General features: G+C 69.7%; 14 protein-coding genes (1 of these 14 running past the window's edge). 6 read left to right on the top strand and 8 right to left on the bottom strand.

What is annotated here, in order from left to right; all coding sequences use genetic code 11:
• Window positions 1–20 precede the first annotated feature (20 nt).
• On the bottom strand, window positions 21–767 hold the full coding sequence (locus ASF71_RS13595) for a phosphodiester glycosidase family protein (protein WP_056301662.1): 747 nt from the start codon (window positions 765–767) through the stop codon (window positions 21–23).
• A gap of 43 nt (window positions 768–810) precedes the next feature.
• Between ASF71_RS13595 and ASF71_RS13590 the strand changes: the two genes are divergently transcribed.
• Complete coding sequence (locus ASF71_RS13590; protein ID WP_082506035.1) at window positions 811–1,056, top strand: hypothetical protein; 246 nt, start codon at window positions 811–813, stop codon at window positions 1,054–1,056.
• On the opposite strand, the gene ASF71_RS13585 is transcribed toward ASF71_RS13590, so the two are convergent.
• The 3 genes from ASF71_RS13585 to ASF71_RS13575 form a co-directional block, all read right to left on the bottom strand.
• The gene (locus ASF71_RS13585; RefSeq protein ID WP_056301140.1) at window positions 1,053–2,156 is read right to left on the bottom strand and encodes an XdhC family protein; all 1,104 of its coding nucleotides are present in this window, start codon (window positions 2,154–2,156) and stop codon (window positions 1,053–1,055) included. The genes ASF71_RS13590 and ASF71_RS13585 overlap by 4 nt on opposite strands.
• Window positions 2,157–2,213: 57 nt before the next feature.
• Window positions 2,214–2,426, bottom strand: a complete 213-nt coding sequence (locus tag ASF71_RS13580) for a hypothetical protein (RefSeq protein WP_056301137.1) — start codon at window positions 2,424–2,426, stop codon at window positions 2,214–2,216.
• Between the two features lie 94 nt (window positions 2,427–2,520).
• The gene (locus ASF71_RS13575; protein ID WP_056301134.1) at window positions 2,521–4,188 is read right to left on the bottom strand and encodes a ribonuclease J; all 1,668 of its coding nucleotides are present in this window, start codon (window positions 4,186–4,188) and stop codon (window positions 2,521–2,523) included.
• A gap of 286 nt (window positions 4,189–4,474) precedes the next feature.
• Between ASF71_RS13575 and ASF71_RS13570 the strand changes: the two genes are divergently transcribed.
• Window positions 4,475–5,140, top strand: a complete 666-nt coding sequence (locus tag ASF71_RS13570) for a response regulator transcription factor (protein ID WP_014683511.1) — start codon at window positions 4,475–4,477, stop codon at window positions 5,138–5,140.
• Between the two features lie 90 nt (window positions 5,141–5,230).
• Window positions 5,231–5,674 carry a response regulator gene (locus ASF71_RS13565; RefSeq protein WP_056301131.1) on the top strand — a complete coding sequence of 148 codons (444 nt, stop codon included), beginning with the start codon at window positions 5,231–5,233 and terminating at the stop codon, window positions 5,672–5,674.
• Between the two features lie 16 nt (window positions 5,675–5,690).
• On the opposite strand, the gene ASF71_RS13560 is transcribed toward ASF71_RS13565, so the two are convergent.
• Genes ASF71_RS13560 through ASF71_RS13555 form a run of 3 tightly spaced genes read right to left on the bottom strand, consistent with a single transcriptional unit; the run spans window position 5,691 to window position 6,879 of the window.
• Complete coding sequence (locus ASF71_RS13560; protein WP_056301128.1) at window positions 5,691–6,170, bottom strand: hypothetical protein; 480 nt, start codon at window positions 6,168–6,170, stop codon at window positions 5,691–5,693.
• A gap of 47 nt (window positions 6,171–6,217) precedes the next feature.
• Complete coding sequence (locus ASF71_RS23855) at window positions 6,218–6,475, bottom strand: hypothetical protein (RefSeq protein WP_156372822.1); 258 nt, start codon at window positions 6,473–6,475, stop codon at window positions 6,218–6,220.
• The gene (locus ASF71_RS13555; RefSeq protein ID WP_056301125.1) at window positions 6,472–6,879 is read right to left on the bottom strand and encodes a 4'-phosphopantetheinyl transferase superfamily protein; all 408 of its coding nucleotides are present in this window, start codon (window positions 6,877–6,879) and stop codon (window positions 6,472–6,474) included. Before ASF71_RS13555 ends, ASF71_RS23855 begins: the two co-directional genes overlap by 4 nt.
• Before the next feature lie 57 nt (window positions 6,880–6,936).
• On the opposite strand from ASF71_RS13555, the gene ASF71_RS13550 reads away from it, so the two are divergent.
• On the top strand, window positions 6,937–7,782 hold the full coding sequence (locus ASF71_RS13550) for a HepT-like ribonuclease domain-containing protein (protein WP_082506034.1): 846 nt from the start codon (window positions 6,937–6,939) through the stop codon (window positions 7,780–7,782).
• On the opposite strand, the gene ASF71_RS13545 is transcribed toward ASF71_RS13550, so the two are convergent.
• On the bottom strand, window positions 7,746–8,750 hold the full coding sequence (locus ASF71_RS13545; RefSeq protein WP_056301123.1) for an aldo/keto reductase: 1,005 nt from the start codon (window positions 8,748–8,750) through the stop codon (window positions 7,746–7,748). The two genes, ASF71_RS13550 and ASF71_RS13545, sit on opposite strands and share 37 nt — an antisense overlap.
• Window positions 8,751–8,801: 51 nt before the next feature.
• On the opposite strand from ASF71_RS13545, the gene ASF71_RS13540 reads away from it, so the two are divergent.
• Together ASF71_RS13540 and ASF71_RS13535 are read left to right on the top strand one after the other, a co-directional pair.
• Window positions 8,802–10,778 (top strand): ABC transporter permease, encoded by a 1,977-nt coding sequence (locus tag ASF71_RS13540; RefSeq protein WP_056301120.1) that lies wholly within the window; start codon window positions 8,802–8,804, stop codon window positions 10,776–10,778.
• On the top strand, window positions 10,779–11,419 hold the 5' portion of the coding sequence (locus tag ASF71_RS13535) for an ABC transporter permease (RefSeq protein WP_056301117.1). 274 nt of this gene lie beyond the right edge of the window; only the first 641 of its 915 coding nucleotides appear in the window; it begins with the start codon at window positions 10,779–10,781; the stop codon falls past the right edge of the window. It begins immediately after the preceding gene.

The raw sequence follows: 11,419 nt of genomic DNA, 5'->3' as shown, positions 1-11,419 counted from the left end.
GCGGCTCCTGCCCCCCGCTTTTAGCGGGTCACGGCCCACATCCCGGCGAAGTCGGCGAACTGGGTATCCGACTGCGCGGTCGCGTAGGCGCTGATGCTGCCGTCGAGATACAGCGCGTCGGGGCATCCCAGTGTGTCGCGGAAGAACACGGCGAAGCTGTAGAAGTTCACCGGCCCGGCGCTCACGGCGAACTTCACCTCGCCGCCTCTGCACACCCCCACGCCGCTGCGCACCTTGAAACTCGTGCCGCCCCGGTTGAACTCGGGATGGACCCGCCCACCTGCGAGCAGCAGAGGCCCCGACTGGGTGGCGAACTCGGGCTCCGGGTTCAGGCGGCGGTAGGCGTCCGTCTCGGTGACGCCGGCGCGCGTCCCCTTCATCCAGAACACGCCGTTGGGCCGCAGCGCGAAATTGCCACCCGACCTCGCATTGTTCAGCGGCGCGAGAACCCGGCCGCCCTCCACATGCAGCCCCAGGGGACGCAGACCCGGCGCGTAGATACCGCTGTTGGTGGCGAACACCAGGTCGCGGCCCTCCTTCGCCAGTCGGCGGCGCAACTCACCGAAAGTGCGGTACGGCTGACCGGTGGTCGGGTTGCGCCAGTGGAGGCTCAGTCGGTCGCGCCGGAGGTCCACGGTCGCCACGGTGTACAGCATTCCCCCGCCGGTCACCCGCGTCACCTGCGCGGCCTCGGCCTCCGAACAGGCGGGCAGGACCAGCAGGAGGCACAGGGACAGCGGGAAGCAACGGACACGCATCTCCGGCATGATGCCGCGCGTACACGTGAGAACCGGCGTGCCACACTGCGGCATGTGGCGTGTTGTAACGACCCTGTGGACCGTATTGCGCGAACTGGCCCTCGCCCTGATGGCGCAGCCCAGCCGGCCCGGCGCCACCCGCCCGGAGCGGGACAGCAAGGCGGCGCAGGCCGAGCGGCTGCGGGAGGCGCCAGATGCTCGCCTTCTGGACGCTGCCCGGCAGGTCGGCGCCGAGGTAGGGAAGACCGCCCTGGGGCAACCCACCCCCGCTGCCCGCCGCAGGAAAGAAAAGCCCTAGGGCGCCGCGTGTGTCTCGGCGTCGTGGATGCGGCCGGCGTGCCCGTTCAGAAAACCGCCGCTGTAGCCCCGGCGCCACGCCATCAGTTCGGCGAGAATGCTCATCGCGACTTCCTCGGGCGCCTCGGCCCCGATCTGGAGACCGACCGGTGAGCGCAGCGCCGCCAGTTGGGCCGCCGTGAAGGTCTCTCCAGCAGCTTCCAGCGTCGCCAGCAGGTCCAGCGCGCGCGTGCGCGGTCCCAACACGCCGACGTACTGCGCGCCCGAGCGCAGCGCGTAGGCCAGGCAGACCCGGTCGCGGTCGAGATGATGGTTCATGATGAGGTGCTGTGCCCGCTCGGGCGGCGAGAAGGCACTCAGCTCTTCCGGCGCGAGGCGGTGCAGGGCGGCTCCCGGAAAGCGCCCGGGCGTGAGGTACGCCGCGCGGGGGTCCACGACCTGCACGTCGTAGCCCAGGGTCCGGGCCTGCGCGGCCAGTGGCAGGGCGTCGTGCCCCGCGCCGTAGATGACCAGGACGGGCGGCGGCACGTTGAGATCGAAGAACACAGCCCTCTCTCTAGGCGTCCGCAGTGTCACGGCGCGCGGCTCGCGCAGGCCCAGGCGCTCCCGGGCCTGCGCCACAGCGAAGGTGTGCAGTTCGGGGTCGGCCAACGTGCCCACCACCTCGCCGTCCGGGCGCACCAGGACACGTCCCTGGCCTTCCAGCGGCACGGCCAGTGCTGCCGCCTCGCCCGCCTCCAGCGCCGCGAGCCACGCGGCTGTCACGGGGTCGCCCTCGTCCACGCGCTCAATCCGCACGTCCACGCTGCCCCCGCAGCCGATACCCAGGCCCCAGGTCGCGTCCTCCGAGAGGTCGTAGTGGGCCAGCTGCGCCTTGCCGCTGGCGATGACCTCCAGCGCCACCTCGACCACCTCGGCCTCCAGGCAGCCACCCGAGAGCATGCACACCTGCGCGCCGTCGTCCAGCACCAGCATCCGGGTGCCCTCGCGCCGGTACGCGCTGCCGCGCACGCCGACGACCGTGGCGATGGCGGCGCCCTGCCCACGGGCGAGCGCCTCACGCAGCGCCCCCAGCAGGGCACGGGTTTCTGCCGCGTTCATCTGTGTCCCGAGTCTAGCGCCGTGTGGAGCAGCGACTGGCTACGCGCCACGCAGAGGTCAGCCTGCAAGGTCGTCGCGTTCTTCCTCGGTGATGATCCCGCGTTCTACGAGCAACTCCAGCGGGTCGTCGGACTCGTCCAGCGCCGCGCCGATCTGCTCGTCGAGCCAGGACAGGTCGTAGTTCTCGTCGCGGCCGAGCCAGGCACTCACCTCGTCGGTCGAGAGGCCGGTGGCCTGCGAGATCCGGGTCAGCACGTCTTGGTCGGGCATGGAGCCACCCTACCGCGCGCCGCGCCGGGGGCCGGCGAGCATGAAAAAACTCCCCGGGTGGGGAGCTTGGGGAGTGGGGGAGGGCCGGACCGGCTCAGTCCACGATCATGGGGATGAGGACCGGGTTGCGGCCCGTCGCCTTGCGCACGAAGCGACGGACGGCTCCGTACATGTCGTCACGCACGTCTTCGAGGCGCTTCTTTTCGCGCAGCCCCTGCTCAATGCTCTCCAGCGCCACGCGCCGGATCTGGTGGTCGAGTTCGCGGTTGGGGCGTACGAAGCCGCGCGTCACGACCTCGACATGGGGCGTGGGGTGCAGCACCGCGTTCATGATCAGGATGCCTTCCTGGCTCATATTCACGCGGTCGAGCAGTACGTCGTCGCTCACGTCACCCACGCCCAGGCCGTCCACGTAGACGCCGCCGGCCGGCACGGTGCCGCTCACGCGGAACTCGTCCGGTCCCAGGATCACGACGTCGCCGTTCTTGGCGATCAGTGTGCGCTTGGGCGGGCGCGGCAGGGTCTGGGCCAGCTTGGCGTGGTTGATCTGGTGGCGTGGCTCCCCGTGCCAGGGCAGGAAGTACTTGGGCCGGGCGAGATTCAGGACCGTCGCCAGCTCCTCCTGCGAGCCGTGCCCCGAGGCGTGCACGCGGTAGGCCGGCGGGTATATCACGTCCACGCCGAGTTCGTACAGCCGGTTGATGATGAGGTTCACGGCGTCTTCGTTGCCGGGAATCGGGTTGCTGCTCAGGATGACCGTGTCGCCCCGGCGCAGCGCGATCTTGGCGTGGTTGCCGAAGGCCAGGCGGCCCAGCACGGCCATCGGCTGCCCCTGCGACCCCGTGCATACAAACAGCAGCTGCTGATCTTGCAGCTCGCCCACGTCGTCCGAGGTCAAAAAGGGCTCGGGAGCCTGCATGTGGCCGGTCGCCTGCGCGACCTGGGCGTACTTGAGCATCGACCGGCCTTCCATGACCACGCGGCGGCTCTGGCGGTGGGCAATGTTCAGCAGGTTCTGGATGCGGTGGACCTGCGAGGCGAAGGTCGTCAAGAAGACGCGGCCCCGGCAGTTCTTGATGACTTCTTCAAGGTTCTCGGCGATGTCGCGCTCGCTGGCGGTGCGTCCCGGCCGCTCGGCGTTCGTCGAGTCGGAGATCAGGAGGAGCACGCCTTCCTTGCCGGCCTGCTCGATGCGCGCCAAGTCGCTCGTCAAGCCGTCACTGGGGTGCTCGTCGAGCTTGAAGTCGCCCGTGTGCAGCACCTGCCCGACTGGCGTCTTGAGGATGTATCCGGCGTTGTCGGGAATCGAGTGCGTCATGCGGATGAATTCGGCGCTGAAGTGCGTGCCGAGCTGCACCACGTCGCCCATCTGGACTTCACGCAGGTCGATCTCGCCGTCTTTCAGGCCAAACTCGCTGAGCTTCTCGCGCACGAGGCCCAGCGTCAGGGCCGCGCCGTACACCGGCACACGCGGCAGCCGGGGCAGGATGTACGGCAGGCCGCCAATGTGGTCCTCGTGGCCGTGCGTCAGGATCCAGCCCTGGATCTTGTCGGCGTGTTCGAGCAGGTAGTCGATGCGCGGCACGATCAGGTCCACGCCCATCTGGTGGGCCTTGGGGAAGGCGAGGCCGCCGTCGACGACCATGATCTCGTCGCCGTAGCGGTAGGCGGTGATGTTCTTGCCGATCTCGCCCATGCCTCCGAGCGGGATGACTTCGAGGCTGGGCTTGGCGGGGGTGTCCGCTGGGTTGGATTGGGTCATTACAACTCCGGGCACGCGGGGTGCGGGGGAAGATCAGGCTTGGCCGCCACTGGGGGGCGCAGCTGAAGGGCTGAACGGCGAGGTTGTGTCGTCTGGTCGTGCAGGCGCCGAAAAATACGGCGTCCGGCGTGTCCAGAACGTGGTCTACCTACCCTAGCACACGCCCCGGCCCGGAGCCGCGCTGGGCTGACGGCCGTCTTAAGGTCTTCTCAAGCCTGGAGGGGCCGGCGGGGGCAGTCAGACCGCGCCGAGAGGCGCTTGGTGCGGGCGTCGTATCATGTGACCCGTGAGCGAACACCGCATTCTTGTTATCGAGGACGACCTCGATATTGCCAATGTCCTGCGTCTGGACCTGACCGATGCGGGGTATGCCGTGGACCACGCCGATTCGGCCATGAACGGCCTGATCAAGGCCCGTGAGGACCACCCCGACCTGATCCTGCTCGATCTGGGCCTGCCCGACTTCGACGGCGGCGACGTGGTGCAGCGTCTGCGCAAGAACAGCGCCCTGCCCATCATCGTGCTGACCGCACGCGACACTGTCGAGGAAAAGGTGCGGCTGCTGGGCCTGGGGGCCGACGACTACCTCATCAAGCCATTCCACCCCGACGAGCTGCTGGCCCGCGTCAAGGTGCAGCTGCGCCAGCGCGCCAGCGAGAGCCTGAGCATGGGCGACCTGACCCTGGACCCCCAGAAGCGCCTCGTGACCTACAAGGCCGAGGAACTGCGGCTCTCGCCCAAGGAGTTTGACATCCTGGCGCTGCTCATCCGGCAGCCGGGCCGCGTGTACTCGCGCCACGAGATCGGCCAGGAGATCTGGCAGGGCCGCCTCCCCGAGGGCAGCAATGTCGTGGACGTGCATATGGCCAACCTGCGCGCCAAGCTGCGCGACCTCGACGGGTATGGGCTGCTGCGGACCGTGCGCGGTGTGGGCTACGCCCTGCGCGGCTGAGCCGGTGACTGCCCCGTATCTGGGCGGGGTATATTCGCTCCCTATGCTGCGCGCGCGTCTTCATTGTCTCCCGGTCACCGGGGCCCGCTGATGCCGGATTCGCGCCCTCTGGTCGAGATCCTGCTGGTCGAGGACAGCGAGCCGGACATCCTGCTCACACAGGAGGCCTTCGCCGAAGCGCAGGTCAGGAACCGGCTGCACGTCGCCCGTGACGGCGACGAGGCCATTGACTTCCTGCGCCGGCAGGGCGAACATGCCGGCGCGCCCCGCCCCGACGTGATCCTGCTCGACATCAACATGCCGCGCAAGAACGGGCTGGAGGTGCTGGCCGAACTCAAGGCCGACCCCAAGCTCGCCAGTATCCCGGTGCTCATGCTCACGACGAGTCAGGCCGAAACGGACGTCACCAACGCCTATGCCCGGCACGCCAGCGGATACGTCATCAAGCCGGTGGGGTTCGAGAACTTTCTGGACGCCATCCGCGCTTTCGAGAACTTCTGGCTCACCTTCGTGCGCTTTCCGCCGCGTCCCTGAGCCGCGCCCGCAGGGTTCAGGCCACCTGTCCGCCGCTGCGGTCTTCCTCTAGGAGGATGCCAAAGGTGCTGACACGGCCGTCCGGGCCGAAGCCGATGACCAGGGACCACACCTGTTTGGGCGCCTTCTCGAAGGTGGCGCTGCGGACATAGAAGGTCTCTCCGTCCTCGGTCAGCGTCCGCTCGCGCACGAGTTCGCGCTGGGCGCCGTACTGCGAGACGCCCGAGAGCCGGAAGGCCCGGAACGCCGCGAGACTGCCCCACTGCGCGCGCACCTCCGGTGTGAAGCTCTGCCACAGGGCGTCGAGCCGCACCGCGTAGAAGTCGCTCAGCAGTTGACGCCCCCGCGTGAGCGCCGCGCTGCGTTCGGGCGAGAGCGCCGGCGCGGATGCCGGGGCGGCCGGTGGGGACACGGGCGCCGCCGTCTGGGCGAGTGAGCCCGGCAGGACCGTGAACAGGAGAGGCAATACCCAGCGGCCGGCCTTGTGGGGGGACATGCTCCAGCGTAGGTCGGAAGCGGGCGGCGAAGGTGTCAGCACGGCGACTATTCCTTCATGGCCTTCTGCCGGGTGATGGCTCTGACCATCTCTTCTACAACCCGGTTGTGACGCGTTGCCCGGCGGATCATGGTTCGGCGCCGGACCTGCACGAGATTCCACTTGCGGTCGTCGGCCCGCCAGTCGTCCAGTGCCTGTTCGCGGCTGACGAAGTAGACCATGTCGTCGTAGACATGTTCACGCGCCTGTGCGAACCACCAGACCCACGGGTCACGCAGTGCACGCCTTAGTGGATTTGCTGTCATATCCGGTGAAGTCTATCGTCCGGCCGTTCCTCCAGAACCACTACCGCCGAGGCGTGCTCCTTGGTGTGGGTCAGGGTCAGGTGGGCGACCCAGCGGCGCTGCTCCATCTCGGCGGCGAGGTGCGGCGCGTACCCCAGCCGGGGCCGTGCGAAGGGAAAGGGGCCGCCTGGGGTCGCCTCTCGGATGACCCAGACGTCGCGCCAGCCATGTGGACGCGGCCAGACCTTCTGAAAGGCCTCCTTGGCAGCAAAACGGGCCGCGAGGCTGGGGGCGGGATCCTGAAGGCGGGCGCAGTAGGCCAGCTCTTCGGGGGCAAACAGGCGCTCGGCGCGCCGGCCCTCGCGCGCCAGCATTCCCCGGATGCGCTCAATCTCAATCAGGTCATGGCCCACGGCGACGATCACCGCCCGATCATAGGCCGCGCGGGGATGCTGGCGCGCGGCGCACTATCCTGCCTACACATGACTGCGCCGCTGTTTCCCGATCCCCGGCTTCAGGCCGTCGCCTCGGCACTGCGTGCGGGTGAGGCGGCGTGGCGTGCGCTGGGGGTCACGCGGCTGCGCGTGTTCGGCAGCGTGGCGCGCGGCGAGGCCTGGGGCGGCTCGGACATCGACCTGCTGGTGGATTTCGCGCCCGGACAGGAGGCCGGGCTGCTCGACCTCATGCGTGTCAAGGCGCTGTGCGAGGACCTGCTGGACCGCCGGGTGGACATCCTGACCGAGGCGGCCCTCAAGGCTCCCCTGCGCGGCGAGATTCTGGCCGACGCCGTGGACGTGACGGCCGTGACCGGCGAACTGCCCATCACCCACCGGCCCAAGAGGTGGCGCTGGCGGGTCTACGACCTGCTCGGCGCGCTGGACCGGCTTCAGGAGGACACGGCCGGCCTCTCGCTCACCACCTTCCTGCGCGACGAACGCACCCGCGACGCCGCGCTGCGCAACCTCGCGCGGCTGGGCGAGACGACCAAGTTCATTCCCCAGAGCGTGCAGGACCGTACCCCGGAAATTCCCTGGGCGTACCTGCGCGATGTGCGCAACCTCATCTCGCACGACTACTTCGGCATCGACCCCGAACTCGTCTGGCACACCGTACGCCGCGAGCTGCCGCCCCTGCGCCCGCTGCTCCAGGCGCTGGCCGAGGGCCGCCTGCTGCCCGGCCCCGATCGGCTCCCCAGCGCCCACACCCTGACGGCGCGTGCCCAGACTCCTCCGGTTGAGGTCGTCGGGGCCACGGACGCCCGGCAGGGCCCGGCCGGCGCAGACCAGGACGCTCAGGTCCAGGACAGCGCCGAGCGCGAGCGCCAGTAGGTCTCTGGCACCTCGGCCAGCTTCGTGAGGAAGCCGGGTTCGGGGCGCAGGTTTAGGGCACGCAGGTTGTCCCGCAGGTGCTCGGGGGTCGCCGCGCCGCTCAGCACGAGGTCGGCCCAGGGCTGCGCAAGCGCGGCGGCCAGGGCCACGGCGTCGGGGGTGACCCCCAGGCGCGCGGCCTCGGCGGCCAGGGCGGGGGGAACGTCGCCTGCGCCGCTCAGGCCGTGGGCAGTCAGGCGTCCGTTGGCGACGCCCTCCTTGACCACGACCGTCCAGCCTGCCGCGTGTGCCTCGGCCAGCGCCGCAGCCGCCGAGGGCTCCAGCAGATTCCAGGTGGCCTGCACCGCCGAGAAGGGGCAGATACCGTCCACCCGCGCCTCCAAGGCCCGCCGCAGCGTGTCGGCCTGCCGTGGACCGCTTGTGCTCAGGCCCACCCGCACGCCCCCGGCCGCCAGTTCGGCCAGACGGGCCAGGACCCCGGCGTTGCCCAGTACGCCCGTGTCCAGCGTGGCCGAGTGGATGAGGTACAGGGTGGGTGCGCGGCCCAGGCTAGTCAGGGTCTCGGGCCACTGCCGCTCCAGCGTGGCGAGGGTGTGATCCTTGACCTCGTGCGTGTCGGCGTCGGTGCGCCAGTCGGCGACATAGGTGTAGCCCCACTTGCTGGCCACCACCGCCGTCCCGGTGTGCCCGCGCGCGCACAGCCAGCCCCCCAGAAACTCCTCGGCGCGGCCGTAGCTGCGTGCGGCGTCGAAGTAGCGCAGGCCCGCCTCCCAGGCCTGATCGAGCATGGCCCAGGTCCGGCCCCGCAGCTCTTCCACACTCTTGCCCGGTCCTAGCGCCGCGCCGTGCCCCAGGTTGATGTAGGCCGGGCGGCCCAGCGCTGCGAGGCCCAGCCCCAGACGGGGAATGCCGGGGGGCAGCGTCGCCGGCGAAAAGGGAACGGGGGGACGGACGAAACCGTGTGACATAAGGGAGTTTAGGGCGATTCCCACCCGGTCTAGACTGCGTACAATGCAGCGGTGACGCAACTTCCTGATTCCCGCCCATCTGCGGCCGCGTCGAGAATCGCTCTCGTCGCGGGCGGCGTCGGGACGGCCGCCCTTCTGCTGACCCCACTCGCCGCCCTGGGACGATCATTCGACGGCGGCGCCGCCCTGCTGCACCTCGGGGGACAGATTCTCAACACCAGTTCCAATGCGGACGTGGCCCTGCCCTCGGCCGCCACGACCCTGGGACTGGGCTGGGCCGCGCTCGCGCTGCTGCTCGCCACGGTGGTCGGTGCGCTGCGCCGCCAGCGCTGGTTCTGGGTGACGGGTCTGCTGGCCTTCGTGGTGGCGTTCATCGCCGTGCTCCTGCTCGGGCGCACCCTGGGGGCCGAGGCCGCGCGCGTGGCGGCCGACTCGGCCCTGCGCCCCGGTGCCCGCCGGACCCTGCGCAACTTCTATGAGGGCGGCGGCATGAACCTGGGGTTGCTGCTCCCCATGCTGGGCGGTCTCATCGCGGCGGGCGCGGGCCTGAGCGCCCAGCCGGCGTGGTGGGACCGCCTCAACCGCCTGCGCGGGCTGCTCGTGCCGGCTGTCGCCATCGCTCTGGCTATCCTGGTCGGCGCGGTGGTCGTGCTCGTGGTGCAGCCTTCGGTCAACCTGTCGGGGCAGGCGCTGGGGGCCTGGGGGGGCTGGCTCACGCGGGCCGACATCGTGTACTTCGTGTACTCGACGCTGTTCGCGCCTGTCACGGCCCTCAACCCCTTTCTCGACAGCCTCAAGCTCGCCACCCCGCTCATCTTCACGGGCCTCTCGGTGGCCTTCGCCTTCCGCACGGGGCTGTTCAACATCGGCGCGCCGGGCCAGCTCACGATGGGCGCGGTCGCGGCGATGTTCATGGGCGTCTATGGCCCGCCCGACCTCGGCTGGTTCCTGCTGCCCCTGACCGTCATCGCGGCTGGGCTGGGCGGCGCGCTGTGGGGGGCCATTCCGGGTCTGCTCAAGGCCAGATTCGGCTCCAGCGAAGTCATCAACAGCATCATGCTGAATTACATCGCCTCGGGCATCTTCATCTTCCTGATCGGCTCGAACACCTATCCCTTCTTCGGCCAGACGCGCACCCTGCCCTTCAAGGCCGAGGGCTATGAGGCCCAGAGCGCCGAGTTGCTTCCGGCGGCCCGCCTGCCCACCATGCTCGACCTGCTCAACGTGGGCACTGGGGGCGCGACGGTCCTGAGCCTCGGGCTGGTGTTCGCGCTCGTGACTTTCGTGGTCGCTCGCCTCGCGCTGCGTAAGGCGCGCAACAAGAGCCTGATCTCGCTCGCGGCGGCCGTGGTCGTCGGGGCCGTGACGTGGCGCGTCGGCGTGCCGGTGCAGGGCGTCGCCAGCCAGCTCAACGGCGCCTTTCTCATCGCGCTGGTTTGCGTGGCGCTGTTCGGCACCCTGATGTGGCGCACGGCGACCGGCTACGCCCTGCGCGCGGTGGGCCTCTCGCCCAAGGCGGCCGAATACGGCGGCATCAGCGTGGCGCGCGGCACCATCCTCGCCATGACCATCGCGGGTATGTTCGCCGGCCTGGCCGGCACCCACTACGTGCAGGGCGGGGCGCTCGACGCCTACCGCCTCAAGGGCAACATGCCGGTCAACGTGGGCTTCGACGGCATCGCGGTCGCCCTGATGGGCCAGAGCACCCCGGTCGGGGTCGTGGCGGCCAGCGTGCTGTTCGGGACCATCGACACGGGCGGTATCGACGCCGATCTCAAGCTCGACGCGATCAACCGGGACATCGTGACCGTCCTTAAGGCCCTCATCGTGCTGTTCATCGCAGCCGGTGGCTTCCTCAGCCGCCGCGTGACCGATCCGCCGCCGCCCCAGCTCGTCAAGGCGGCCGACCGTGCCGGCACTGCCGAAGGGGGCCGCGTGGGGCCGTCCTCCGCCGTGACCGAAGCCCAGACGCCGCTGCCCAACGTCGGCCAGAGCACTCTCGACAACACCCGCGAAGGGGGCAAGTAAATGGACGGCGTCCTCGCCCAGATCCTGACCGTCACGTTCTTCGTGACCTTCGTCCGTAGCCTCGTGCCCCTGCTCCTGACCGGCCTGGGGGGTCTGTTCAGCGAGCGTAGCGGCGTGGTCAACGTGGCGCTCGAAGGCCTGATCATCTTCGGCGCCCTCACCGGCGCGGTCGTGACCCTCTCGACCCAGGGCAGCCTGGGCGCGCTCTCGCCCTGGGTGGGCTGGGTGGCAGGCGCAGCGGTCGGCGGCCTCATCGCCTGGATTCACGCGGTCCTGAGCATCAAGTACCGTGCCGATCAGGTCATCTCCGGCACGGCCATCAACCTGCTGGCGACCGGCGTGCCCTCGGTGGTGCTCTCGGCCCTGTATGGCAACAGCACCGACAGCCCCAAGGTGGATTACCCCCTGCCGCTGTGGGGCATCGGCGACCTGAAGTTCTCGCCGCCTGTGTACTTCTCGCTGCTGGCTGTGGCCCTGGCGTGGTACGTGCTGTACCGCACGCCCTACGGCCTGCGCCTGCGCGCGACCGGCGAGCAGCCCGGCGCGGCCGCCAGCATGGGCGTCAGCGTGCAGCGGATGCGCTACACCGCCGTCATCCTTTCAGGGGTCCTCGCGGGGTCGGCCGGCGTGTTCCTCAGCAT

This window comes from Deinococcus sp. Leaf326 (genome assembly GCF_001424185.1).
Lineage (GTDB): Bacteria > Deinococcota > Deinococci > Deinococcales > Deinococcaceae > Deinococcus.
This window is presented reverse-complemented; position numbering and strand designations above follow the sequence as displayed.